Annotated in this window: 25 protein-coding genes; 9 read left to right on the top strand and 16 right to left on the bottom strand. The window is 60.6% G+C overall.

Features of this window, described 5'->3' with window-relative positions:
• Positions 1 to 316: 316 nt before the first annotated feature.
• Positions 317 to 1,222, top strand: a complete 906-nt coding sequence (locus AC1D2N_RS31195; protein WP_130654074.1) for a dihydrodipicolinate synthase family protein — start codon at positions 317 to 319, stop codon at positions 1,220 to 1,222.
• An 11-nt stretch (positions 1,223 to 1,233) separates the two neighbouring features.
• Positions 1,234 to 2,418 carry a sialidase family protein gene (locus AC1D2N_RS31190; RefSeq protein ID WP_018446141.1) on the top strand — a complete coding sequence of 395 codons (1,185 nt, stop codon included), beginning with the start codon at positions 1,234 to 1,236 and terminating at the stop codon, positions 2,416 to 2,418.
• On the opposite strand, the gene AC1D2N_RS31185 is transcribed toward AC1D2N_RS31190, so the two are convergent.
• Positions 2,390 to 2,584, bottom strand: a complete 195-nt coding sequence (locus AC1D2N_RS31185; RefSeq protein WP_130729859.1) for a hypothetical protein — start codon at positions 2,582 to 2,584, stop codon at positions 2,390 to 2,392. The two genes, AC1D2N_RS31190 and AC1D2N_RS31185, sit on opposite strands and share 29 nt — an antisense overlap.
• Positions 2,585 to 2,776: 192 nt before the next feature.
• Here AC1D2N_RS31185 and AC1D2N_RS31180 point away from each other — a divergent pair, with 192 nt between their 5' ends.
• Complete coding sequence (locus tag AC1D2N_RS31180; RefSeq protein ID WP_130654075.1) at positions 2,777 to 3,910, top strand: iron-containing alcohol dehydrogenase; 1,134 nt, start codon at positions 2,777 to 2,779, stop codon at positions 3,908 to 3,910.
• A 31-nt stretch (positions 3,911 to 3,941) separates the two neighbouring features.
• Entirely contained in the window at positions 3,942 to 4,928 is a 987-nt protein-coding gene (gene pdxA, locus AC1D2N_RS31175; RefSeq protein WP_018446143.1) for a 4-hydroxythreonine-4-phosphate dehydrogenase PdxA, read from the top strand.
• A gap of 13 nt (positions 4,929 to 4,941) precedes the next feature.
• Here the strand turns inward: pdxA and AC1D2N_RS31170 are convergent, their stop codons facing one another.
• Both AC1D2N_RS31170 and AC1D2N_RS31165 read right to left on the bottom strand, forming a co-directional pair.
• On the bottom strand, positions 4,942 to 5,424 hold the full coding sequence (locus tag AC1D2N_RS31170) for an RES family NAD+ phosphorylase (RefSeq protein ID WP_130654076.1): 483 nt from the start codon (positions 5,422 to 5,424) through the stop codon (positions 4,942 to 4,944).
• Positions 5,421 to 5,852 carry an antitoxin Xre-like helix-turn-helix domain-containing protein gene (locus AC1D2N_RS31165; RefSeq protein ID WP_018070805.1) on the bottom strand — a complete coding sequence of 144 codons (432 nt, stop codon included), beginning with the start codon at positions 5,850 to 5,852 and terminating at the stop codon, positions 5,421 to 5,423. Before AC1D2N_RS31165 ends, AC1D2N_RS31170 begins: the two co-directional genes overlap by 4 nt.
• A gap of 170 nt (positions 5,853 to 6,022) precedes the next feature.
• On the opposite strand from AC1D2N_RS31165, the gene AC1D2N_RS31160 reads away from it, so the two are divergent.
• On the top strand, positions 6,023 to 6,868 hold the full coding sequence (locus tag AC1D2N_RS31160) for an alanine--tRNA ligase-related protein (RefSeq protein ID WP_157213641.1): 846 nt from the start codon (positions 6,023 to 6,025) through the stop codon (positions 6,866 to 6,868).
• Positions 6,869 to 6,981: 113 nt separating this feature from the next.
• Here AC1D2N_RS31160 and AC1D2N_RS31155 read toward each other — a convergent pair whose 3' ends face one another.
• The 5 genes from AC1D2N_RS31155 to AC1D2N_RS31135 form a co-directional block, all read right to left on the bottom strand.
• A complete protein-coding gene (locus AC1D2N_RS31155) occupies positions 6,982 to 7,752 on the bottom strand; it encodes an ABC transporter permease (RefSeq protein WP_026230618.1) in 771 nt (256 codons plus the stop codon).
• A complete protein-coding gene (locus AC1D2N_RS31150; RefSeq protein WP_018446148.1) occupies positions 7,749 to 8,537 on the bottom strand; it encodes an ABC transporter ATP-binding protein in 789 nt (262 codons plus the stop codon). The genes AC1D2N_RS31155 and AC1D2N_RS31150 overlap by 4 nt, the downstream gene beginning before the upstream one ends.
• Positions 8,538 to 8,545: 8 nt before the next feature.
• A complete protein-coding gene (locus AC1D2N_RS31145) occupies positions 8,546 to 9,592 on the bottom strand; it encodes an ABC transporter substrate-binding protein (RefSeq protein ID WP_026230619.1) in 1,047 nt (348 codons plus the stop codon).
• A gap of 52 nt (positions 9,593 to 9,644) precedes the next feature.
• Positions 9,645 to 10,082: a VOC family protein gene (locus tag AC1D2N_RS31140; RefSeq protein WP_018246661.1), complete on the bottom strand. Its 438-nt coding sequence runs from the start codon at positions 10,080 to 10,082 to the stop codon at positions 9,645 to 9,647.
• A 108-nt stretch (positions 10,083 to 10,190) separates the two neighbouring features.
• Complete coding sequence (locus AC1D2N_RS31135) at positions 10,191 to 11,054, bottom strand: helix-turn-helix transcriptional regulator (RefSeq protein ID WP_026188792.1); 864 nt, start codon at positions 11,052 to 11,054, stop codon at positions 10,191 to 10,193.
• Positions 11,055 to 11,419: 365 nt separating this feature from the next.
• Here AC1D2N_RS31135 and AC1D2N_RS31130 point away from each other — a divergent pair, with 365 nt between their 5' ends.
• From AC1D2N_RS31130 to AC1D2N_RS31115, 4 genes are all read left to right on the top strand, one after another.
• The gene (locus AC1D2N_RS31130; protein ID WP_018246659.1) at positions 11,420 to 12,430 is read left to right on the top strand and encodes a sugar ABC transporter substrate-binding protein; all 1,011 of its coding nucleotides are present in this window, start codon (positions 11,420 to 11,422) and stop codon (positions 12,428 to 12,430) included.
• A gap of 65 nt (positions 12,431 to 12,495) precedes the next feature.
• On the top strand, positions 12,496 to 14,046 hold the full coding sequence (locus AC1D2N_RS31125) for a sugar ABC transporter ATP-binding protein (protein ID WP_130654077.1): 1,551 nt from the start codon (positions 12,496 to 12,498) through the stop codon (positions 14,044 to 14,046).
• On the top strand, positions 14,036 to 15,055 hold the full coding sequence (locus AC1D2N_RS31120) for an ABC transporter permease (protein WP_018246657.1): 1,020 nt from the start codon (positions 14,036 to 14,038) through the stop codon (positions 15,053 to 15,055). Before AC1D2N_RS31125 ends, AC1D2N_RS31120 begins: the two co-directional genes overlap by 11 nt.
• A 2-nt stretch (positions 15,056 to 15,057) precedes the next feature.
• The gene (locus AC1D2N_RS31115; RefSeq protein ID WP_018246656.1) at positions 15,058 to 16,059 is read left to right on the top strand and encodes an ABC transporter permease; all 1,002 of its coding nucleotides are present in this window, start codon (positions 15,058 to 15,060) and stop codon (positions 16,057 to 16,059) included.
• A gap of 38 nt (positions 16,060 to 16,097) precedes the next feature.
• Here AC1D2N_RS31115 and glpK read toward each other — a convergent pair whose 3' ends face one another.
• The 8 genes from glpK to glpD all read right to left on the bottom strand — a co-directional run bounded on the left by glpK (position 16,098) and on the right by glpD (position 25,347).
• The gene (glpK, locus tag AC1D2N_RS31110) at positions 16,098 to 17,600 is read right to left on the bottom strand and encodes a glycerol kinase GlpK (RefSeq protein WP_018246655.1); all 1,503 of its coding nucleotides are present in this window, start codon (positions 17,598 to 17,600) and stop codon (positions 16,098 to 16,100) included.
• 147 nt (positions 17,601 to 17,747) lie between these two features.
• Positions 17,748 to 19,472 carry an ABC transporter substrate-binding protein gene (locus AC1D2N_RS31105; RefSeq protein ID WP_018517728.1) on the bottom strand — a complete coding sequence of 575 codons (1,725 nt, stop codon included), beginning with the start codon at positions 19,470 to 19,472 and terminating at the stop codon, positions 17,748 to 17,750.
• A gap of 81 nt (positions 19,473 to 19,553) precedes the next feature.
• The gene (locus AC1D2N_RS31100; protein ID WP_018246653.1) at positions 19,554 to 19,850 is read right to left on the bottom strand and encodes a DUF2160 domain-containing protein; all 297 of its coding nucleotides are present in this window, start codon (positions 19,848 to 19,850) and stop codon (positions 19,554 to 19,556) included.
• Positions 19,850 to 20,761, bottom strand: coding sequence for a carbohydrate ABC transporter permease (locus AC1D2N_RS31095; RefSeq protein WP_018246652.1), 912 nt, complete (start codon positions 20,759 to 20,761; stop codon positions 19,850 to 19,852). Before AC1D2N_RS31095 ends, AC1D2N_RS31100 begins: the two co-directional genes overlap by 1 nt.
• Position 20,762: 1 nt before the next feature.
• Positions 20,763 to 21,629 (bottom strand): carbohydrate ABC transporter permease, encoded by an 867-nt coding sequence (locus AC1D2N_RS31090; RefSeq protein ID WP_003552206.1) that lies wholly within the window; start codon positions 21,627 to 21,629, stop codon positions 20,763 to 20,765.
• A gap of 2 nt (positions 21,630 to 21,631) precedes the next feature.
• Positions 21,632 to 22,702 carry an ABC transporter ATP-binding protein gene (locus AC1D2N_RS31085; protein ID WP_018246651.1) on the bottom strand — a complete coding sequence of 357 codons (1,071 nt, stop codon included), beginning with the start codon at positions 22,700 to 22,702 and terminating at the stop codon, positions 21,632 to 21,634.
• Positions 22,703 to 22,711: 9 nt separating this feature from the next.
• Entirely contained in the window at positions 22,712 to 23,791 is a 1,080-nt protein-coding gene (locus AC1D2N_RS31080) for an ABC transporter ATP-binding protein (protein WP_018246650.1), read from the bottom strand.
• Between the two features lie 41 nt (positions 23,792 to 23,832).
• Positions 23,833 to 25,347, bottom strand: a complete 1,515-nt coding sequence (gene glpD, locus AC1D2N_RS31075; RefSeq protein ID WP_020493452.1) for a glycerol-3-phosphate dehydrogenase — start codon at positions 25,345 to 25,347, stop codon at positions 23,833 to 23,835.
• Between the last annotated feature and the right edge of the window lie 91 nt (positions 25,348 to 25,438).

Genomic DNA, 25,438 nt, shown 5'->3' with positions numbered 1-25,438 from the left:
CCAGAGTGAATTCGGCAGCGCTCTCCCTGCACCTGCCAGGCGCAGCACAATCCGTTCCGTATCGTTCTCTCGTTATTGTAAATATGTCAACAAAAAATCGCAATTTCGATCCCAACAAAATTTTCCTCTAAAAATATATAAGTTATAACAGATAGATAACTTTTCGAAGCTGCATCACAGCATTTTGTCTTCTTGACAAAAGCGCGGCGATGGAAAAGTTCTTTGCACTCCATCGCGACAGACGAATGACAATTGGAATGCGCAGCCGGCCGGTTCGAACACGGATCCCCAGACAGGACGCGCCGAGGAGGGCGAAATGAGCGATCACAGGATTACAGGCGTTTTCAGCGCCTCCGCAACGCCACTGACGGCGGACAACAGGCCGGATTTCGCACTATTCACCGATCATTGCCGGCAGTTGCTGGCCGAGGGATGCCACGGCGTGGCGCTGCTCGGAACCACGGGCGAGGCCAATTCCTTCTCCGGAGCCGAGCGCCGCGCCATTCTGGAAGCAGCACTTGAGGCCGGCATTCCTGCTGACAGGCTTCTGCCAGGCACGGGCGTCGTCGCCATTCCCGAGACCGTGGAACTGACCCGGCACGCGCTGTCGCTTGGCGTCACCAAGGTGGTGATGCTGCCGCCCTTCTACTACAAGGGCGTCTCTGACGACGGTCTCTTCGCCGCCTATTCGCAGGTGCTGGAAAAGGTGGCCGACACGCGGCTGCAGGTCATCCTCTATCATATTCCGCAGGTCTCAGGCGTGCCGCTGTCCATTCCGCTGATCGGACGGCTGATTGCGGCGTTCCCGGAAACGGTCGTCGGCATCAAGGAATCTGCCGGCGATTTCAACAACATGCAGGCGATCATCGGCGCCTATCCCGGTTTTTCGGTGCTGGCGGGCGCCGACCCGCTGTTGCTGCCGCTGCTGAAAGCGGGCGGCGCCGGCTGCATCACCGCAACGTCCAATCTCGTGGCGAATTCGTTGCGCACCGTCTACGACCACGTCCATGACGAGGCGCGCGCCGCCGACGTCGAGACGGCACAGGCCCGCATCAATGCCTATCGCACGCTTTCCAATTCCTACGTCCAGATCCCGACCATCAAGGCGATGGTGGGGCTGAAGACCGGCAATCCCGCGTGGAAGCGCACGCGCGCGCCGTTGATGCCGCTCGGCGATGCCGACTATGCCGCACTCGCCGAAAGCTATGCCAAGCTGCCTTGAGGAGATCCGCCATGAGTTTCACCGGCCTGCCTCCGGAAGCCGTTCCGGCCCTGATGACCGGGACCATCACCTCTCACCCCACTGTCGAGGGTCGCGCGGAGGCCTATCTGCCCTCCCCCTGCATCCAGAACCATGCCGCAAATCTCGCCTTTCTGCCCGACGGCACGCTGACCTGCGTGTGGTTCGGCGGCACGATGGAGGGCATGGGCGACATTTCGATTTACATGTCGCGGCTGACACTTGGCTCCGAGCGCTGGTCGGAACCTGAAAAGTTGAGCGACGACCCGGAGAAATCCGAACAGAACCCGTTGATTTTCAACGCTCCGGACGGAAAAGTATGGCTGCTCTATACCTCGCAGACTTCCGGAAATCAGGACGGTTCTGTTGTCAAATGCCGGATTTCAAGCGATGGCGGCCAGACCTTCGGCCCGGTCCAAATCCTCTGCGACAGCCCTGGCACCTTCGTTCGCCAGCAGATCGTCGTGAACGGTCGGGGCGACTGGCTGCTTCCGGTCTTCCGCTGCGTCGGCCTGAACGGCCAGCGCTGGAGCGGCGATGCCGATACGGCAGCCGTGCTGATGTCACGTGATGGCGGTGCGAGCTGGCAAATGCACGATATTCCAGACAGTATCGGCGCGGTGCACATGAACATCCTGTCGCTTGGCGGCGACGGGATGATCGCCTTCTACCGCAATCGTTTCGCCGAAAACATCCTGTCCAGCCGATCATCCGACGGCGGCGAGACCTGGAGCGCACCCGAGGCCGCTGACCTGCCGAACAACAACTCCTCGATCCAGGCCGCAATCCTGAATGACGGAGCAATCGCAATGGTTTACAACCATTCGAATGCCGCCATGTCGGATGCGCGGCGCCAGTCCCTCTATGACGAAATCGAAGGCGGCGAAGCTGAAGAGACCGCTGTTGTTGCGGGCAACCTCCGCAAGGCCGTCTGGGGTGTTCCGCGTGCGCCGCTGAGCCTTGCGATATCAAGGGATGGCGGCAAGAGCTTTCCGCATCGCGTGGATCTCGATACCGGCGACGGTCTCTGCCTGAGCAACAATTCGAAGGATTCGCTGAACCGCGAATTCTCCTATCCCTCGATTGTCCAGGGCGGCGACGGCACAGTCCATATCGCCTACACCTATTACCGGCGCGCCATCAAATATATCAGCCTCGCTCCGCAATCCCTGCCGTAAGCACAGCGGTAGCCGGGAAATTGGAAACCTGCGTCCGATCGCTTGCGAAAAGATGCAGGATGCCAACGGCTGTGGGTTTACTGGCGGCAGAAATTGACAACAGGATCGGATTATTCGCCGCCGTAGCAAAGATGATGACCAGCTGTGCCTGAAATGCTGTTTTCATCGATGCAGTTCTTATAACACATTGATATTTTTATCGATAGCTACACGTCTACGCTAGCCTGAAGCGCGACAGATCGCGCATCGAAAGATAAAAAATTCCGCCCTTTGGAATGCTGGCTTGACATTGATCTTACAACTTTACATTAAAGAGGGCGAGGATATTGCCGCAAGATCTTGCAGGGAGGACTGGTTCATGGCCAGCTTGGATTCGCCAATCACGATAGTTCGGCCGCATCGGATCGAATTCGGCGTCGGCACGGCGGGAAAGCTCGGCAAATGGGCTGATGAAAAGGGCTATCGGCGCACGCTCGTCATCTCCGATGCCTTCAACGCTTCGCGCATCGACGTGCTGGAGCTGAAGGGCGAGGTTACGGTCTTTGCCGACGTGACGCCCGAACCGGATACAGCCAATCTCGAAAAAGTCCTGGCGGCGGCAAACGCCGCCGATGCCGAGCTGATCGTCGGCTTCGGCGGTGGCAGCGCCATGGATCTGGCAAAACTTGCGGCAGTGCTTGCCGGCTCCACCCAGACGCTGCACGAGGTCGTCGGTCCGAACAAGGTGCATGGGCCGCGCAAGGTAGCGCTTGCCCAGGTGCCAACCACATCGGGCACCGGCAGCGAGGCCGGCATTCGCGCGCTCGTCACCGACCCCGCGACGATGGCAAAGCTTGCGGTGGAAAGCCTGCATATGTTGGCCGACATCGCCGTCATCGATCCGGCTCTGACCTTCAGCGTCCCTGCCCGCACGACGGCGGCAACTGGCGTCGATGCCATGGCCCATTGCGTCGAGGCCTTCACCAACCGCAAGGCCCATCCGATGGTCGACATCTATGCGATCGAGGGAACGCGCCTCGTCGGCAAATATCTCGCCCGCGCCGTCAAGGACGGCAACGACGCCGAAGCGCGCGCCGGCCTCTCGCTCGCCTCGCTCTACGGCGGTTTCTGCCTCGGCCCGGTCAATACCGCCGGCGGCCATGCGCTTGCCTATCCCCTCGGCACGCGCTGGCATGTGGCCCATGGCGCGGCCAATGCGCTGATTTTTCCGCATGTTCTCGCCTTCAATACACCGTCGGCGCCTGAGAAAACCAAGGCGGTGATGGAAGCGCTTGGGCGTGAAACCTCCGGGAACATCACCTCCGTCTTCGATGCGGCTTACGCCTTCTGCGCCGAACTCGGCATCGAGATGAAGCTTTCCGGCCTCGGCGTGCCGGAAACCGATCTCGACGCCATGGCCGACGACGCCTTTGCCATTCGCCGTCTGCTCGATAACAATCCGCGAGATCTGTCTCGCGCCGACATTCGCGCGATTTATGCTGCTGCCTTTTAAGCGGTAAGGTTTTTTAGAAGGGACTTGATCGATGGACAGAAATGCGAAAGTCGCCGTGACGCTCGGCGATCCGGCCGGCGTCGGCCCCGAGGTGATCGTCAAGGCCTTGGCAGCCCTTACGAGGGAAGAGCGCCGTGATTTCGTGATCGTCGGCAATGTCGAAGCGCTGGAGCGCGCCGACCGCGTCACCGGCGCCGGGCTGCGGTTCGGGCCCGCCGATGCACCCAGTGACGACAGGATCGCCGTCGACGAGGTCGCGCTCGGCGCGGCCCTACCCGAGATCGGCAAGGTCAGCCCCGTCGCCGGCGATGCCTCGGTGCGCTATATCACCCGCGCCGTCGATCTCGCCATGTCGGGGCAAGCGGATGTCATCGTCACCGCGCCGATCAACAAGGAGGCGATGAACCTCGCCGGCCATCACCATGACGGCCACACCGGGCTTCTCGCGCATCTCACCGGCTCGAAGAGCTCCTTCATGCTGCTTGCCTCCGAGCGGCTGAACACCATCCACGTCTCGACCCATATCTCGCTGAAGGGTGCGATCGAGCGCGCCAAGACCGAGAGGGTGCTCGCCACCATCGAAGCCGGCCACAATCATTTCCTGCGGCTCGGCCGCAAGGCGCGCATTGCTGTCGCCGGCCTCAACCCGCATTGCGGCGAAAACGGCCTGTTCGGCACCGAAGACATGGAATTCCTGGCGCCCGCCGTCGAGCAGGCGCAGGCAAAAGGCATCGACGTCGTCGGGCCGATCTCGGCCGATACGGTGTTCGCCCGCGCCTATAACGGCGCCTTCGATCTTGTCATCGCCCAGTATCACGACCAGGGCCATATCCCGATCAAGCTCGTCGCCTTCGACACCGCGGTCAACGTATCGCTCGGCCTGCCGATCGACCGCGTCTCGGTCGATCACGGCACCGCCTTCGACATCGCCGGCACCGGCAAGGCCAACCACGTCAACATGCTCTCGGCCATCGCCTATGCCAGGCTGATGGCCCGCTCGCCGCGGCGGGAGGTGTGAACCACCAACCTCATCATATGCCAAACAATCGGCGATCCCAGAAGACGGGTTGGTGGAGGCTGGTGGTGATCGACGGGAATTCCGGGTGGGCCGGGTTGATCAATATGTTGTTGTCGACGCGGGCGACAACGCTTGGGACCAGCAGGATGGCGCTGCGTTTTTCCTGGTACCAGCGTTCGCCGAAAGCCTTGCTGACGTTTGCCGGCATGCTGTCCCAGCCGGGCAGCGCGGGCTCGGAGAAGACCTCGTAGCTTAGCCCACGCGGCAGGGTGATCGTGACATAGTGCTGGTTGGGCGGCAGCCGCCCGCTGCCATGGACGAGCTTTTCCAGCAGCGCTGTCGAATAGTGTTCACTCGTGTAGATGATCGGGCTGCCCAAAGTGTTCCACCGCCCTGGCGCGATGGTCGAGCCGGTGGCGTCGAAGATCGGATAGGTTCCGTTGGGATCTCCGATGCGGACGGATGTCAGCGTGCGGTCGAGATGCTGTGCGTTCACGCAGCACTGCCGTATTTCAGGCTTCCGAGGATATCGAGCACGAGTTCGCCGCCGATCTCGCTCTGGATGACCACGTCGATCGGCCGCCTGTCCTCCAGCATCGCATGCGGACGAAACAGGAAATCACGTGCCTCGGTCTCGGTCTGCCAGACATCGAGCGCCGATCCCCAGACGCGCGCCAGACGCGCGAGCTTTATGCCCTCGTCGGAAGAGAGCCGATGCTTGGACTTGCGCCGCTCATAGGTGGCCTTTGGAACGAGCCGGTATTTGAACTGGGTATCATCAGGTGCCAGGAGCAGCGCCATGCGATCAAGCGCCTTGACCGGCAAACCTTCCTCGATGCTTGAGAGCAGGCCGAAGGCCGAACGCGACGCCGGCTCCCTGGCGGGCAATCCGAGAACATCGGCGATGACTGCAAATCCCATCATGGTCACGGTCCTTTTCACTTGATGTTATATTTAGTCTCAAGTGAGACAATGATCAATAGCGCCGATCCGGCTTATCTCCGATAGCAGCGGATTGCCCTGCGCGCCGGAGACCTCTATATTTTCCGAAGGCACGAACAACGAAGGAGGTTGCCTATGTCACCGCGGGACGCCTGATCCAGCAATATCAAGACTTCTGCCTTTCCAAGGGCATTGATTTCATACGCATCGAATCCGTACGGCCGCATGACGATACCACGCTCTTCTGCAGCGCTGGAATGCAGCAGTACAAGCCCCTCTTCTCCGATCCCTCCCATAGTGGAACCGTCGCAAACAGCCAGGCTTGCCTGCGCATGGGCGACCTCGACGAGATCGGCGACGGAACTCATCTTCTCCATTTCACCATGCTCGGCCTTTTCTCGTTCAGGGAAATGACCGTCGGCAGCGCCATCGATTTCTGGCTCGAGTTTCTGGGAACGCTCGGGCTCGTGCCGGATCATGTGACGATCCATCCGGATCGTCTGGTGGAATGGACGCCGCTCTATGGCGGGCGTGTGCCCATCGCGCCGGATCCGGAATGCATGTGGAGCGATGGCAGCATCAGCGGATACTGCACCGAGTTCTATAAGGACGGCGTCGAGATCGGAAACATCGTCAATCCGCTTGGAAGCTGCATCGACGTCGGCTTCGGCCTCGAGCGTCTCGACATGATCGTCAACGGCACGCCGCAAGACGATGCGCTCGGAACGCTGTGCGAGACGGTCATGACAATCGTGGAAAGCGGCTACCGGCCGGGCAACAAGGAGCAGGGATACGTCTTGCGAAAACTGCTCCGTCGCATCCACAAGATGGGCGGCACGCTCGATCATCCTTTCTTCACAGAAGAGGTCGAGCGCCAGAAGCGGCTGCTCGCCAAATATCTGCGTCTGCGTGACCGGCATCCAGAGATGAGTCCCGACTGGTGGTTCGACACTCACGGCATCGATCTCTCCGACATCCGGGAGACCGCGGACGAGTAGCAAGGCGCAAGGCCTCCCGCAGAGATCAGCGGGAGGCCTTGCCATATCCTGGAAAGCGTCAGCGTTTCGGCCGCCTCCAGTTTGCCCAGGCGGCGTTCGTTCGCGCCGAGGTTTCAGCCTTGCCCCTGATGCAGCCGACGGAAAATCCGCTCGATCTGGGCAACAGCGGCATAAAAGACGATGCCGGAGAAAGAGGCGAGCACGACGGCGGCAAAAAGCCTTTCCGCCTGATAGTTGAATGTCGACTGGATGATGACGGCACCCAGCCCCTGGTTCGAACCGATCCACTCCCCGACAATCGCGCCGATCACACAGGTGGTCGCCGAAATGCGCAGCGACGCAAAGAGTAAGGGGGCAGACCGTGGGGCGCGCAAGCGCCAGAAGGTCTCCCACCCGCTCGCCGAAAGCACGTGCATCAGGTCAAGCTCGCTCGCAGTCGCCAGATTGAGGCCCCGGGCGGTATTCACCAGGGTTGGGAAGAAGCAGATGAGAGCGGCGATGATGACCTTTGGCAGCATGCCGAGGCCGAAGATCAGGATGATAATCGGTGCGAGCGCTAGCACCGGGATGGTGTTGAAGAGCAGGACAACGGGAAAATAGGCGGCCTGGAACCGCGGATTATAGACAAAGGCAACCGCCAGGATCACGGCGAGACTATTGCCCAGGAGGAAGCCGAGGCCCGCCTCGCCCCATGTCGGGATCGCATTGGACAAAAGGAAGCGCCATTCGATGCCAAGCGTGCGCAGGATCGCCAGCGGCGTTGGAACGATATAACCGGGAATACCGAGCGCCGGCACCAGCCATTGCCAGGCAAGGAGCAGCGAAAGGGCGCCGATAACAGGAAGGCCGATCGCCTCGGTGAATGACAACGGACGGTGCCTCATGCAGCCGAACTCCCCTGCTGCAGCAATTGGCGCAGATGGGCTGCGGTCTCCTGGACATCGAGGCTCTCGCGCCGACAGAGGCCACGCTCGTCTTTCAGCGGCGTAAGATCGATCAGCGCCTGGACACGGCCCGGATTGGCCGCCAGGACCAGCACGCGTCCGCCGAGATAGATCGCCTCGATGACGCTGTGGGTCACGAACAGGATGGTCGTGCCGGTCCGGCGCCAGACGTCTAGAAGCTCGTCGTTCAGTCGTTCGCGGGTGATCTCGTCGAGCGCACCGAAAGGCTCATCCATGAGCAGGATATCCGGCTCGCATTGAAGCGCGCGCGCTATGGCGACGCGCTGGCGCTGGCCCCCGGACAATTGATGCGGATAGCGGTCGGCCAGATGCGACAGGCCGACCAGTTCGATCCAATGGTCGGGCCGCGGGTCGACCGATCGCGGGACGCTCTTCTTCCCCACCTGCAGCGGCAGCGCGACATTCTCCCTCACGGTCCGCCAGGGCAACAGCGTTGCATCCTGAAAGACGAAGGCGACCTCGCGCCTCCGGCGCGCCTCCGACGCTGTCCTTCCGAGCACCGACAACTGCCCGTCAAGCGGCGGAAGAAGATCCGCCACCGCACGCAGCAAGGTCGACTTGCCGCAGCCGGAAGGACCGAGAATGGTCAGAAACTCACCCTTGCCGACGCTGAGGTCGACGCCGGACAGAATGCGGGTCGTCTCGACAGCGCCGGCATAACCGACAGCCAAATCCCTGGTTTCGATGGCCGCTGCTTCAGGCAAATCCGCTCTCACGCAATCTTCGGACGGTCGCCCGCCGTCATGTCGAGTATCGCAGTCGTATAGCAATCCTCCAGCTTCGGCGCGCCGCTCTTGAATTGGCCGATCTTGTCGTAGACGGAAATCTGCTCGGCAAGAGCGGCCGGATCGAAGCTGCCCCAGCCATCCTTGCCTGTTGTCGCATCGAAGCTCAGCGACAATATACGCGGCACCGTCTGCAGCTCCACGGCAAGATCGAGTTGCGGATAGGCCTCTACCGTCAATTTGACTGCCTCTTGAGGATGTTCATGCGTCCAGGCCCAGCCCTTGGCGACGGCACGCAGCACCTTTGCCAGTGTCTCGGCATGGCCGGTTACGGCATCGTCGGTGGCGAAATAGACGTTGGCATAGGACGGCAGGCCCGTGTCCTTCATCATCAGATCGATGCGGTCGGGGCCGATGATGGAAAGGGCCTGCGTGTTGGTGATCCATCCGGTCACGGCATCGACCTGGCCGGTCATCAGCGGCGTCATGTCGAAGCCGATATTGGTGATGGTCAGGCTCGAGGGATCGATATCGTTCTTCAGCAGAATGGCATCAAGGACATAACGGGCCGTCGGCTGGATGCCGATGCGCTTGCCGACCATATCCTTGACGGTGCGGATCGGCGCCTTGGGCAGCGAATAGAAGGCGAAAGGCGCCATGCGGAAACCGCAGGCGAAGATCTTGATCGGCACGCCGGATGACCGGGCAAGAAGGAGCTGCGCCGAATCCGAGAATTGACCGAGCTGCGCATCACCCGTGATCACAGGCGGCACCGTTGCCGAATTGGGACCGCCAGGGGAAAACTCGACGTCGAGACCCTCGGCCTCGAACAGCCCATGCTTGACTGCGACGATATCGCCGATCTGCCCATTGCTCATCAGCCAGTCATATTTGATGACGACCTTGGATGCGGCGGCATTCGATTGACGCGGCACCAACACGCTGATCCCTGCCGTTGCTGCAGCAAGGGCAAAGGCTCCGCCCTTCAGGACGGTACGCCTGCCGACTACGAATTGTTTGTCATCCCCGTTCATATTGCTTGCCTTCCCCTTGTTGGATTGTTGGACGACCGGCCGATTGCGCTTGCTATTGCGGGTCGATGTCACCGATCGGGCCGCCTGCGGACCACGCATAAATTTCCCAGAGATTGTCGTCAGGATCGGCGAAATAGACGCATCGCGCGTTCCAGACATAGTCCTGCGGCGGTGCGTGGAAGAGCACGCCCGCAGCTTTCAGCTCCGCATAGGCGGCATCGACCTGCTCTGGCGAGGCGAGCTCAATGGCCGCGCAGGCCTTGTGCGCACCTGGAGGGGCGCGGCGGCTTGAGACGCCGGTATTCTCGGCGATATGTTCGATCTCCCACAGCGCCAGCGTCACGCCCGCTCCTTTGAAATCGGCAAAGCCCGGAGCCCGGCGGCGAGGTTTGAAGCCAAGCCGGTCGACATAGAAGGACGATGCTTTGTCGATATCCTCGACCAAAAAGCAGATGTCGGTAATCGGATTGGTTTGCGCAAAAGCGGTCATATGGGGCCTCCTGATCGGAAAAGCCTCGCAGACCGCAGCCTCAAGAGATTTCAAATTCGTGCGGTTATCTTTCGCAAAATTGCTGATTTGCCATCGGCGGGTGCTAGCTCAAAGACGGACCGAACGCTGGTATTCCTTCGGGGTCGCCCCCATCAGGCGGCGAAAGACGCTGGAGAAATGCGCCTGGCTGGAAAAGCCTGTGGCATAAGCGATGTTTGCGAGCGTCTCCTTGCCATCGGCGAGGTAAAGTCGCGCCCGCTCGATCCTGCGTTCGAGAACGAAGCGATGCGGTGCCATGCCGGCCGCCCGTTTGAATTCCCTGCTGAAGTGAAAGGGGCTCATATGGGCCACCCCGGCCAGCTCCTCCACACTCAGATCGGATTTGCCAAGCAGGTCCTCGATGTAGTCAATCACACGCCGGAGATTGTCCGATGTCAGCGGACGATCGCCGACTTCGGGTTTGGCGCCTAGCAGCTTTACAACGCAGCAGGCGAGCGCCATCCCCAGATGCTGCATCAAAAGCGGGTCGTCGCGCCCGGTCTTCTCGGCGGCAAACGCAAGGGAGAGCGCCACCTGCAGCGTTGTCGGATCAGTCGTCGCGCTCAGCGCATCACTATCCCAATGCTCGGGATCGAAGCGAGAGCCGCCGATGCTGCTGTAGAGCGCAGGTGACTGGAAGATCGAGATATAGTCCGCCGCATCGCCATCGACTTCAAGGACGGTGGCGGCCGGTTGAAATCCCAGGGTGAACGGCGGCCTCTCAACTTTGCGGAATGCCCCGCTTCCAAGCCGATAGGCATATTTGCCGTGCGCCGTGCGGTTGATCGAAATTCTATGAAGGGAGCCCCTCGAAATCATTTGCCCCGCGGCGCTGCGATAGGTCTCGACGATCATGTCGCGTTGAACGAAGGCCTTGTAGCCTCCGAGGGATGGCCGGCTTATTGAGAAAATCTGCGGGTCGATGTCGGGCATTGTTTCATTCTCCCTAGCAGGGGAGAGGCAAGTTGCGCGCCAAGTGGAGCCAAGCTTCGCGCTGGATATCAACGTCGCAGCATAAAACCCGACGGTGCCCGTTAAATCCTGATTTTCCGCCTGCCGTCGCCCACACGGCACCACGGCCTGGCAGGAGTTCACCCTCGGCAAATTTGGTCGCATGCGCAAGAATTATGCAGTGCATGTTTCTTCTTGATCGGCCCGCTCGCGGGAAACCGCGGCCGGAAATGAGCGTTCGCTCCGTCCACTCTTTTCATCGGAAAGCGTCTTTTTGGAAATTCCTTTCTCCCTATTCTCATTAGTCTACTTAATTTATAGACATAACTGAATTGGAGAGAATGGTAATGAGCATCGAAAAGTCCGGAAGCGGTCTCGGAAGACGAGATCTGTTGAAACTGTCTGCCGCGGCCGGGGTTGCCGTCGCCGGTGCTTCGCTGGTCGGGCGGAAGCCGGTTCTTGCAGCCGAAGAGCAGTCGCTGAAAGGCAAACGCATCGCCATCAGCGCGACCGGCACCGATCACTTCTTCGACCTGCAAGCCTATAATGCCCAGATCGAAGAGGTAAAGCGCCTCGGTGGCGAGCCGATTGCCGTCGATGCCGGACGCAATGACGGCAAGCTGGTCTCGCAGCTGCAGACGCTGATTGCTCAGAAGCCGGATGCGATCGTTCAAATCCTCGGCACGCTCAGCGTCATCGATCCCTGGCTGAAGAAGGCACGTGATGCGGGGATCCCGGTTCTGACCGTCGACGTCGGTTCGACCAATTCGATCAACAACACCACCTCCGACAACTGGGGCATCGGCAAGGACCTGGCGCTGCAGCTCGTCTCCGATATCGGCGGCGAAGGTAATATCGTCGTCTTCAACGGCTTCTACGGCGTAACTCCCTGCGCGATCCGCTACGACCAGTTGGTCAATGTCGTCAAATATTTCCCGAAGGTGAAAATCCTTCAGCCGGAACTGCGCGACGTCATCCCGAACACCGTGCAGGACGCCTTCACTCAGATCACGGCAATCCTCAACAAATATCCGGAAAAGGGCTCGATCAAGGCGATCTGGTCAGCCTGGGACATTCCGCAGCTTGGCGCGACCCAGGCTTTGGCGGCTGCCGGGCGCACCGAGATCCGCACCTACGGCGTTGACGGCAGCCCTGAGGTACTCCAGCTCATCGCCGATCCGAATTCCCCGGCCGGCGCCGATGTCGCCCAGCAGCCGGCAGAAATCGGCCGCACCGCCATCCGCAACGTCGCCAAGCTGCTCGCCGGCCAGACGCTGCCGCGCGAGACCTATGTTCCAGCACTGCTCGCCAACAAGACCAATGTCGGCGAAGTCACCAAGAAGCTCGGCATCGGCTGACATTGAACCCGAGCGATCCGGTCGTCGCCGGATCGCTCGGAATCTGCCCGCCGGGAGAGATCGACATGACGGCCATTTCATTGAAGCAGCCGGTGACGGCACGCGACGACATCATCCGCTTTGAAGGCATCGTCAAGCATTTTGGCGGCGCGCAGGCGCTTGCCGGTGCGTCGCTGATCGTCAGGCGCGGCACCATCCACGGTCTCGTCGGTCAGAACGGAGCCGGCAAGTCGACACTGATCAAGCTGCTGGCCGGTCTCCATCAGCCCGATGGCGGCCGGATCGAGATCGAAGGGCAAACATTCGACAGGCTGACACCACATGTTGCCGAAGAGCTTGGCATCCACTTCATTCACCAGGATCGACTGCTGGTGCCGACCTTCACCGTCGGCGAAGCCCTGTTCCTCGGCCGGGAGCCGCGGATATCAGGCACGCCGTTCCTCGACCGCCGACTGATGCAGCGCCGCGCGTCTGATATTCTCAACGACTATTTCGGTATCCGCTTGCCGAACGCCGCCTTGATCAGCGAATTGTCGACTGCCGAAAAACAGATCGTGCAAATCACCCGCGCCCTCCTCAATCAGCCGAAAGTGCTCGTCTTCGATGAGCCGACGGCCGCCTTGGTGCGCCGCGAGGCCGATATCCTCTTCCGGTTGATCCGCCGTCTGCGCGACGAAGGCGTCACCATCATCTATATCTCGCATTACCTGAACGAAATCGAAGAGCTCTGCGACCACGTCACCGTGCTGCGCAATGGCCTCGACGTCGCCTCCCTGCCGATCGGCGACACTTCGGCCGGTGCAATTGCCCGGCTGATGGTCGAGCGCGACATCAAGGAGATGTTCCCGAAGCCGCAGGTGACGCCGGGCGAGGAAATCCTCAAGCTCGAGCAGCTGTCGGCGCCAGGGAAATATAGCGACGTGAGTTTTACGCTTCGCCGCGGCGAGGTGCTCGGCCTCACAGGCCTGCTCGGCTCCGGCGCAAAGGAATTGGTCCGCACTCTCTTCGGTCTGGAGACCCCGGCTTCCGGCCATATCGAGATCAGCGGCAAGACCACCCGTTTCACCAATCCCACCCAGGCAGCCGGTCGCGAGATCGCACTGGTGCCGGAAGACCGGCGTCGCCACGGCGTCGCGCTCGACCTCAGCGTCGCGGAAAATATCAGCCTTTCGAGCCTTGGCCGCTTTACGCGTTTCGGCTTTCTCGATCGCAGACGCGAACAGAGAGAAGTGGACGCTCTGATTACGCGGCTGCAGGTGAAGACCAACGGGCGTGATGCCCTGCTGCGCACGCTTTCGGGCGGCAACCAGCAGAAGATCGCCATCGCCAAGTGGCTGAGCCGCCGTTCCGAGGTCTATCTCCTCGATGAGCCGACGGTTGGCGTCGATATCGGCTCCAAGGTCGAGATCTATACGCTGATCGGCGAACTCGCGTCGCGCGGCGCCGGCGTCATCGTGCTGTCTTCGGATCTGCCCGAACTCATCGGCATTACCGATCGCATCCTGGTGCTCTTCCGCGGCCGCGTGGTGCGGGAATTCATATCGTCGGAGACCACGGCGGATGCGGTGCTGGCTCAATCGACCGGATCATCTGAGGGACATCGCCATGTCGACTGAAGTGGAATTCGCGCCTTCCGGTTTTTCCGCTGCTGAACCGCCTCCCCGCCCGGCCGGCAATATTGCGGCTGCGGCATTGCGCTTCGGATCGCTGATCGCTTTCGCCGCCATCCTGATCATCTTCTCGCTGACTGCACCCTATTTCCTCAGCATCGGCAATATCGGCAATGTGCTTGGTCAATCGGCCATCTCTGGTGTGCTTGCCATTGGATTGACGATCGTGCTGATCGCCGGCGGCTCCAATGTCGTCACCGGTGGCATCGACCTGTCGCTCGCTGCCAATATGGGTCTCAGCGCCGCCGTCTATGCGAGCCTGACGCAACTCGGCTACGGCGATGCGACGGCGATTGCCGCGACAATCTTGACCGGCGCCCTGATCGGCACGGTCAATGCCATTGCCGTCGTCTATGCCGGCATCGTGCCGCTGCTGGCCACGCTTGCCGTCATGAACGTCGTCGCCGGTCTGGAGTTGGTACTGACCGGCAATACCGTCCTGCCGGCCTCGACACCTTTCCTATCGGCGCTTTCCGCCTCGGATCCTTTCGGCATCCCGGTTCTTGCCTATGTGCTTCTCGGCTTCACGGCCGTCACCACGGCGATCGTGCAATATACGCCGCTCGGCCTGCGTCTCTACGCCGTCGGTGAGTTCCCGGATGCGGCGCGTGCCGCCGGTCTGCCGCTTCGCCGGCTGCTGGCTGGCGCCTTCGTCGCCAGCGGCGTCTCCGGCGGCATCGCTGGTATCCTGTCGGTTTCCTATCTGAGCGGCAGCACGACCGGTGCCGGTGAGATGCTGTTGCCCGTCGTAGTGACAGCCCTGCTCGGCTCGGTCTTTTCGCGCCGGCTGGTTCCAACGGTCACCGGAACGCTGCTTTCGGCCCTTTTGGTCGGCTTCCTGGTCAACGGTTTCCAGCTGCTGAACATTTCGAGCACGCTGGTCAGCGGCGTCCAGGGCGTCCTCATTCTCATCGTCGTTTCCGCGACCACGCTGCTGCGCCGACAGGAGGCCTGACTATGTCGCTCCAGACCCCTCCCCTCGCCGCCATCGGCCTGCCGCGTCTTATCGTCGGCGGCTTGGTGCGCTATGGCTTGATCCTCGCCCTGGTTGCGGTGTTTGCCGCCTTTTCCGTGGCAACGCCGACATTCCTGACGCCTGCGAACCTGCAGAGCATCCTCGTCAACAATTTCACGCTGCTTGCCATCGTCTCCATCGCTATGACCTTCGCCGTCGCGTCGGGCGGCATCGATCTTTCGGTGGGAACGGCGATGGATTTCGCCAGTTTCGCCTTCGTTTCGCTCGTCCTCGCCGGACAGCCGGTGGCAGTCGCCGCACTCGCGGGACTGGCCGCCGGAGCATTCGTCGGTGCCTTCAACGCGCTGCTGATTTCAGGGATCGGCGTGTCGCCGTTCCTCGCCACGCTCGGCACGCTGTTCATCGGCCGCAGCGTTCAGCAGCTGCTGACCAATGGCGGCAATCCGGTCTATCTGCCGCCGAACGGCGTGCCGGAAGCCTTCCGTTTCCTCGGCCACGGCACGGTCGCCGGCTTCCCGGTGCCGCTTGCCGCTGCCATCGTCGTCATTGCGGCCGCGGCCGTTGTTTTTGCCCGCACGCGTTTCGGCCGCGTCATCCTGTCGATCGGCATCCAGCCGGGCGTCGTGCGCTACTCCGGCATCGCCGCGCCGGCCCATGTCGCTGTGACTTTCATCCTGGTCGGATTGATCGCGGCAATCGCCGGCCTGATCCTGACGGCAACCGTCACCACCTACATCCCCTCCTCGGGCAATGCCTTTCTGCTGAATGCGATCGGCGCGACCTTCATCGGCACGACGCTCAGCCCACTCGGACGGCCGAATGTCGGCGGAACCGTACTCGGCGCGCTGCTGCTCAGCATCGTCGCCAATGGGCTACTGCTGACCGATCTGAACTTCTATTGGCAGCAGGTCGGCACGGGAACGCTGATCTTCGCCGTGCTCGCCCTGAGCTTTATCAACAGAAAAGCTGCCGACGGCGCTTAAGAGAAGCCGCCACTGCGGTCGTATTTGGGGAAGCTGTTCTACCCCACTGAGGCGTCGGAAATCATTCGCGATACGGCATTCTTCCAGCCGATGATCTTGGTCTGCCGCTCGGTCTCATCCATCGAAGGGCTGAAGCGGCGGTCGCAGGCCCAGGCCTGCGCAAAATCCCGCATGCCTGGCCAGATGCCGGCTTTCGAGCCGGCAAGCCAGGCTGCGCCCAGCGCCGTCGTCTCGCGGATCGCCGAGCGGTCGACGGGGTTTCCGGTCATGTCGGCCAGGCACTGCATCGTCCAATCCGAAGCCGCCATGCCGCCATCGACGCGCAGCACCGTTTCCAGCTGGTTGACGCCCCAGTCCTTCTTCATCGCCACCAGCAGGTCGAGCGTCTGGTAGGCGACGGATTCAAGCACGGCGCGGGCGAATTCTGCCGGCCCACTGTTTCGCGTCAGACCGAAGATGGCGCCGCGCGCAGCCGGATCCCAATAGGGCGCGCCGAGGCCGGTGAAGGCTGGGACGATATAGACCTGCTGTCCGGGATCGGCCTTGGCCGCAAGCACCCCTGCCTCGGATGCCTGACCGATGACGCCGAGGCCGTCGCGCAGCCATTGCACGGCGGCACCGGCGATGAAGATCGAGCCTTCGAGCGCATAGGTCGTTTCGCCGTCAAGCCGATAGGCGATCGTCGTCAGCATCCGGTTGGAGGAGGAAACACGATCCCTGCCGGTGTTCAACAGGGCAAAACAGCCGGTGCCGTAGGTGGATTTCATCATGCCTGGCTCGAAGCAGGCATTGCCCATCGCCGCCGCCTGCTGGTCGCCGGCGACCCCGAGAATGGGAAGCTCCACACCGAACAGCGTCTTGTCGACGCGGCCGAAATCATCGGCACATTCCCTGACTTCAGGAAGCATGGCGGCCGGAATGCGGAGAATGCCGAGAAGCTCCTCGTCCCAGGCACCGTCGTCGATATTATAGAGCAGCGTCCTCGATGCATTTGTCGCCTCGGTGGCATGCACGCGGCCACCCGTCAGATTGTAGATTAGCCAGCTGTCGATCGTGCCGAAGCAGACGTCGCCCGCCTCCGCCTTCTCACGCAGGCCGTCGACATTGTCGAGCAGCCAGCGCAGCTTCGTTCCGGAGAAATAGGGGTCGAGCAGCAGGCCGGTCTTGGCGCTGAACAGCTTCTCATATCCATCGGCCTTCAGGCTCTCGCACATTTCGGCCGTGCGCCTGTCCTGCCAGACGATCGCCCGGTGAAGCGGTGTCCCGGACCTGCGATCCCAGACGACCGCGGTCTCTCGCTGATTAGTAATGCCGATCGCGGCAATGTCGGCGGCATCAATACCGGCATCGACGATCGCCTTGCGCACAGTATCGACGACCGATCGCCAGATTTCGGCGGCGTCGTGCTCCACCCATCCAGGCTGCGGATAATATTGGGTGATCTCCGCCTGCGCCGAGCCGGCCATTTTCATGTCGCCATCGAAGGTGATCGCGCGCGACGACGTCGTGCCCTGGTCGATTGAAAGAATATAGCCGCTCATATCCGTCTCCGGCTCGCACGAAACCGCTCCTGCCGAGGACAGCAGGACGCGGAGGTTTCATGAGAGAAAGATTGTGGGTGCCACCGGCTTGTTGCCGGTGGCGGGAAGTGATGGCCGGAAGCCCCGTCGCTTCCGGCCGGGTCCGCCTTACTTCGACTGCCAGCTCTTGACGAGTTCGTCGTAGTTGACCGTGACCGGCTTTTCCTTCTCGTTCTCGATCTTCAGCTGCGGTGCAAGGTTGCCCTTCTTCACCGCATCCGCGTTCCAGTAAGCGAGATCATGCTCTTCGGCCAGTTTCGGGCCGATATCGCCCTGGACGCCCGATTTCTCGATACGGCCCATGACCTTCTCCTGCTCGCCGCAAAGAGAATCCATGGCTTCCTGCGGTGTCTTGGCGCCGGCAGCGGCGTCACCGATAGCCTGCCACCAAAGCTGAGCCAGCTTCGGATAGTCGGGAACGTTGGTGCCGGTTGGCGACCACTGAACGCGGGCCGGCGAACGATAGAACTCGATCAGACCGCCGAGCTTCGGAGCACGCTCCGTAAAGCTCTTGTCGCGAATGGTGGATTCGCGGATGAACGTGAGACCGAGCTGGCTCTTCTTCACGTCGATCGTCTTGGAGGTCACGAACTGTGCATAGAGCCAGGCAGCTTTCGCGCGGTCCGTCGGGGTCGATTTCATCAGCGTCCACGAGCCGACGTCCTGATAACCAAGCTTCATGCCGTCTTTCCAGTAAACGCCATGTGGGCTCGGTGCCATGCGCCATTTCGGCGTGCCGTCCTCATTCATAACAGGCAGGCCAGGCTTGACCATGTCTGCGGTAAACGCCGTGTACCAGAAGATCTGCTGCGCGACGTTACCCTGTGCCGGCACCGGACCGGATTCCGAGAAGGTCATGCCCTGAGCTTCCGGCGGTGCGTACGCCTTCAACCAATCGAGATACTTCTGGATCGAATAGACCGATGCCGGGCCGTTGGTATCGCCGCCACGCGCGACGCACGAACCGACCGGACGCGAGTTCTCGTCGACCTTGATACCCCATTCGTCGACCGGAAGACCGTTCGGCAGGCCCTTGTCGCCGTTGCCAGCCATCGACAGCCAGGCATCGGTGAAGCGCCAACCGAGCGACGGGTCCTTCTTGCCGTAATCCATATGGCCGAAGACCTTCTTGCCGTTGACGTCACGGCCGGTAAAGAATTCGGCAATGTCCTCATAGGCCGACCAGTTGACCGGAACGCCCAGATCGTAGCCGTATTTCGCCTTGAAATCGGCCTTGTTCTTCTCGTCGTTGAACCAGTCGTAACGGAACCAATAGAGGTTGGCGAACTGCTGGTCGGGAAGCTGGTAGAGCTTCTTGTCCGGCGCGGTCGTGAACTTGGTGCCGATGAAGTCGTCGATATCGAGGCCGGGGTTGGTAACGTCCTTGCCTTCGCCGGCCATCCAGTCGGTCAGGTTACGCACCTGCTGATAACGCCAGTGGGTACCGATCAAGTCGGAGTCGTTGACCCAGCCGTCATACAGGTTCTGTCCGGTCTGCATCTGTGTCTGGATCTTCTCGACAACGTCACCCTCTTGAATGACGTCGTGCGTGACCTTGATCCCGGTAATCGCAGTAAAGGCCGGAGCCAGAACCTCGGACTCATACTTGTGGGTGGTCAAGGTTTCCGAAACAACCTTGATGTCCATCCCCTGGAAAGGCTTCGCAGCATCGATGAACCATTGCATTTCCTTTTCCTGGTCGGCGCGAGAGAGCGTCGACACGTCGCCGATCTCTTTATCCAGAAAAGTCTTTGCCTCGTCCATGCCGGCATAGGCCGACCCGGTCATGGCCAGCAGCACGGCTGCTGTCGTCGTCAATAAATGCCTTCGCATGATATCCTCCCAGGGTTTTGCGATTGCAGTCTTCACGTCTCAGGCGGCCAGAAAAACCCCGGCCATCTGCATCAGTTTGCCTCACACGTAACGGAATACGCCGACGGCGTAGACAACGGAGAGAGCGAGAGCCCACCAGAGGCTTGATCCCGCGAGACCAAGCCAGGCAAGATGGATAAAGGCGCTGCCGAGCAGCGAAAGGAAAAGCCGATCACCGCGCGTCGTCTCGAAGCGCAGGATTCCGATCCGCGGGTTGCCGCCCGGCACGGCATACTCCCAGACCCCCATGCCGATCAGCAGCAATGCGATAACGATGAAGAACGCGGCCGTCGGCCAGGTCCATGCCATCCATGAAAAATCGGGAAGCGAAAAGCCCATCAAACCCTCCCCAGGGCGAAGCCCTTGGCGATGTAATTGCGCACAAACCAGATCACCAGCGCCCCTGGGATCAAGGTCAGAACACCCGCGGCGGCGAGCAAGCCCCAATCCATGCCGGATGCGGAGACGGTACGGGTCATGGTGGCAGCGATCGGCTTCGCGTCGGTCGTCGTCAGCGTTCGTGCGATCAGCAACTCGACCCAAGAGAACATGAAGCAGAAAAAGCAGGCGACACCTATGCCGCTCGCAATCAGCGGCGTGAAGATCTTCAGGAAAAAGCGCGGGAACGAATAGCCATCGATATAGGCCGTTTCGTCGATTTCCTTCGGTACGCCGGACATGAAGCCTTCAAGGATCCAGACCGCCAGCGGCACGTTGAAGAGGCAATGCGCCAATGCCACGGCAATGTGCGTATCGATCAGTCCAAAGGCTGAGTAGAGCTGGAAGAACGGCAGGGCAAAAACCGCCGGCGGCGCCATCCGGTTCGTCAGCAACCAGAAGAAAAGATGCTTGTCACCAAGGAACCGATAACGGGAGAAGGCATAGGCCGCCGGCAGCGCGGCTGCCACCGAGATCACCATGTTGATCACGACATAGGTGATTGAATTGATGTAGCCGGAATACCACGCCTTCTCCGTGAAGATCGTCACGTAATTGGCGATCGTCGGGTTATGAGGATAAAGCGTCAGAGAATTGACGATTTCCGCATTGGTCTTGAAGCTCATGTTGACGAGCCAATAGATCGGCAGCAGGAGCACGATGATATAGATCGTCGGAACCAGCCACCACCAGCGCGATTCCTCGCCGCGCCGGCGCATCAGATGGCTGACTTCATCGGAGGAGAGACCGCTTGCGACACTGGTAACGCCTGAGATTTTTCGGCTCGCTGTCGTTTCGTTGGAGGCGCTCATTTCAATTCTCCGCGTCGTGGCTTGTCATGACGGTGTAGAACACCCACGAAAGCAGCAGGATGATCAGGAAATAGATCAGCGACATGGCAGCGGCCGGACCGAGGTCAAACTGTCCGAGGGCGGTCTTGACCAGATCGATCGACAGGAAAGTGGTCGCGTTGCCGGGACCGCCGCCCGTGACGACAAAAGGCTCGGTGTAGATCATGAAACTATCCATGAAACGCAGCAGCACGGCGATCAGAAGAACGCGTTTCATCTTTGGCAGCTGGATATAGCGGAATACGGCCCAACGAGACGCACCGTCGATCTTGGCTGCCTGATAGAAAGCATCCGGAATGGAAACGAGGCCTGCATAGCAGAGCAAGACGACCAGGCTCGTCCAGTGCCAGACGTCCATGATGATGATCGTCACCCAGGCGTCGAGCGGATCCTGCACATAGTTGTAGTCGATGCCGATGGCATTGAGGGAATAGCCGAACAAACCAATGTCGTTGCGGCCGAACACCTGCCAGATCGTGCCGACAACGTTCCACGGGATCAGCAGTGGTAGCGCCATCAGAACCAGGCACACCGGCACGCCGATGCCCGATTTCGGCATGTTGAGCGCAATGAAGATGCCGAGCGGGATCTCAAGAGCGAGAATGATCAACGAAAAAATTAGATTTCGCTGCAGGGCGGCCCAGAAACGGTCGGAATGCAGGATTTCGGTAAACCAGTCCGTTCCGTTCCAGAAGAACTGGTTGTTTCCGAAAGTGTCCTGAACGGAATAGTTCACAACCGTCATCAAGGGAATGACGGCCGAGAATGCCACCAGCACGAGGACCGGCAGGACCAGAAACCACGCTTTGTTGTTCCAGGTTTTTTCCATGATCAAGCCTCCGGTCCGGCGCGCCAAGAGTCGGCATAGATACTGATACCCGACGGCTCGAAGGTTACCCGGGGATCAGCCGGAATGTCCCCGTCTTCAGGGACGACGATCGCGATCGGCTGGCCGGCAAACTGCGCGCGGACGATCTTCTGCCGGCCGATATCTTCCACCTTGCTCACGGTCACAGGCATGCCCTCGCGGCCGACCCGGATAAACTCGGGCCGGATTCCAAGCTCTACCTTGGCCGCTGCCGAAGTCTTTGGCGCATAGTCGAGAGTCAGAGCGTGCTCGCCGACCCGAACCGTGCGGCCTTCCACCTTGGCTGGCATGAAGTTCATGCCTGGAGAACCGATGAAGTAGCCGACGAAGGTATGGCTCGGACGCTCGAAGAGCTCGGCCGGCGTGCCGATCTGCACGATCTCGCCATCGTACATCACCACGACTTTGTCGGCGAAGGTCAGCGCCTCCGTCTGGTCATGCGTGACATAGACCATCGTAAAACCGAACTGCTTATGCAGCCGCTTCAGCTGCGACCGCAGCACCCATTTCATATGTGGATCGATAACAGTGAGCGGCTCGTCGAAGAGAATCGCGTTCACATCCGAGCGCACGAGGCCGCGGCCGAGCGAAATCTTCTGCTTTTGGTCCGCCGTCAAACCGCGCGCGCGACGCTTGGCCCAGTCTGCAAGATCAATCATCTCCAATATTTCGCGGACACGACGATCAACATCAGGCTCCGCGACTCCGCGGTTGCGCAAGGGGAAAGCCAGGTTGTCATAGACGGTCATCGTGTCGTAGATCACCGGAAACTGGAATACCTGCGCAATATTTCGCTGCTGCGTCGGCAGGTTCGTAACATCCTGTCCGTCGAAGAGAATTCGCCCTTCGGACGGCTGAATAAGGCCGGAAATGATATTGAGCAGTGAGGTCTTTCCGCAGCCTGAAGGTCCGAGCAGCGCATAGGCGCCGCCATCGTTCCACTCGTGGTGCACTTCCTTGAGAGCGTAGTCCTTCTCGCTCTTCGGGTTCGGCCCATAGGCATGTCGAATATGATCGAGGGTGATACGTGCCATGATTTTCTCCTAGCCCCTCTGCCTGGCAGTGGTGATTGCCCGGCCGTCCGCGCCGAACGCCATCAGGTGGCGCGTATCGATGAATACGGAGAGATCCGTGTCCGGGTCGACATTGTGGATGCCGTGCGCAAGCATCACCCAGCGGGTGTCGGCAAATTGCAGATGCACGAAACTTTCCGACCCGGTGATCTCCGAAATCTGTGTCCGTGCTGTCAGCCGCGCCGAATCAGCCGTCTGGGCGGTTGGTGCAAGATGATGGGGGTGAAACGCTATGGTTGCCGGCCCGTTCGGCACATTCTGAAGATGCGGCGGCACGGCAAAAATCAGAATGCCATCGCGCAGGAAGTTGCCTTCCGATTTGACCAGATCGATAAAATTCAGCGGCGGATCGGCAAAGGTTTTCGCCGTCGTTAGATCGACCGGATGGCGATAGACCTCGACCGTCGGGCCGAACTGCGTGATCCGGCCCTCGCTGAGCGCTGCCGTATTGCCGCCCAGCAACAAGGCTTCGGAAGGTTCCGTCGTGGCATAGACGAAGATTGCGCCGGACTGCGCGAAGATCCGCGGCAATTCCTGCCGCAGTTCCTCACGCAGCTTGTAGTCGAGGTTGGCAAGCGGCTCGTCCATCAAAACTAGGCTCGCATTCTTCACGAGCGCACGGGCAAGCGCCGTGCGCTGCTGCTGGCCGCCCGAGAGGTTGAGCGGCGTGCGATCGAGATAAGGACCGAGCTTCAGAAGTTCGGCAGCCTTGCGCACCTCCAGATCGATGGTCTTGGCATCCTTGCCGGCAATCCGCAGCGGCGAGGCAATATTCTCGTAGACCGTCAATGCCGGATAATTGATGAATTGCTGGTAGACCATAGCGATGTTGCGCTTCTGGACAGGCATACCTGTCACGTCAGCGCCATCAAAATGGATCGTACCGGTTGTCGGCCGATCAAGGCCGGCCATCAGACGCATCAACGAGGTCTTGCCCGACAAGGTCGGCCCAAGCAGAACGTTCAGCGTTCCTCTTTCAAAAGCAAGATCGGTCGGGTGGATATGATAGTCTCCTCCCACCATCTTTGCGGCCTTCCGCAGTTCCAGCATTCCTGTTCCCGTGCCTCCACGCAGCGGGGACCACACGCCGCCTATCCGACCATCGCCGGTATGGCAGCCATGTACTCCTCCAGTGACTGAGCCTGCTCCTTCGAAAGGCGCAGACCATCCTTTGTTCTCCTCCACAGCACGTCTTCGGCGTGCCGGGCCCATTCATGTTCAACGAGATAGGTAACCTCGACCTCGTAGAGATCGCCGCCGAACAGCCGTCCGAGATCGTCGATGCCGCGGGCATCGCCGAGCAGCGCCTCGGCCCTGGTGCCATAGCGGCGCACCAGGCGGCGGGCATGCTGATCGGCGAGGAACTGATAACGCCGCTTCAGCTTGTCAACTTGTGCCTCATAGCCCCGAACCGGGAAGTCGCCGCCCGGCAGATGGCTTTTGCCCGTCCATGGGGCACCCTTGACGCCGATCGCAGCGCCGATCTTCTCCAGCGCGTGTTCGGAAAGCCGGCGATAAGTGGTGAGTTTACCGCCGAAGACGTTGAGTAGCGGCGCGGCGGCACCTTCGCCTTCCAGCTTCAGTACATAGTCGCGCGTCGCCTCCTGCGCCTTCGAGGCGCCGTCGTCATAAAGCGGCCTGACCGCTGAATAGGTCCAGACGATATCCTCCGGCCTGACGGGCTCCTTGAAATATTCCGACGCCGCATTGCAGAGGTAGACGGTCTCCTCCTCGGAGATCCGGACATCCCGCGGATCGGCGGTATAATCGCGATCCGTGGTGCCGATCAGCGTGAAGTCGCCCTCGTAGGGGATGGCGAAGATGATGCGGTTATCGGGGTTCTGGAAGAAATAGGCTCTCACATCGTCGAATTTCTTCTTCACGACGATATGGCTGCCCTGGACGAGGCGGACATGATGGGCTTCGTTCTGGCCGAAGGCGGAACGAATGACATGATCGACCCAGGGACCGGCGGCATTGACCAGCATCCTGGCCTGATGGCTGTCATTGCGGCCGGTGACGGTATCGGTGGTTTCGATATGCCACAGGCCATTCTCGCGCCTCGCCGACACCACTTTGGTGCGCGGCATGATGGTTGCCCCTTTGTCGGCGGCGTCGCGGGCGTTCAGTACCACCATGCGGGCATCGTCGACCCAGCCGTCGGAATATTCGAAGGCCTTGGCAAAAAGCGCTTTCAGCGGTTTGCCGGCCGGATCGCTGCGCATGTCGAGAACGGAGGTCGGCGGCAGCAGCTTGCGGCCGCCGAGATGGTCGTAGAGGAACAGGCCGAGCCGGATCAGCCAGGCCGGACGGATCCCGCCCTTGTGGTAGGGCAACACGAAACGCAGCGGCCAGATGATGTGCGGCGCCATCGCCCAGAGGATCTCGCGCTCCATCAGCGATTCACGCACCAGACGAAACTCGTAATGCTCAAGGTAACGCAGGCCGCCATGGATCAGCTTGGTGGCGCCCGACGACGTACCCGAGGCGAAATCGTTCATCTCCGCCAGCGCCACCGAATAGCCACGCCCAACAGCGTCGCGCGCGATGCCGCAGCCGTTGATGCCGCCCCCGATGACGAATATGTCGTGAATATTTCGGCCCAATTCCCCCTCCGAGCCCGCTGTCGATTTCGCATCGCACAAAATTTGCGCAATTGCGAAAGTAACACCAGTTAAAACGAAAGAGATCCGAATG

The organism is Rhizobium sp. P1_B8 (assembly GCF_056406515.1).
This window is presented reverse-complemented; position numbering and strand designations above follow the sequence as displayed.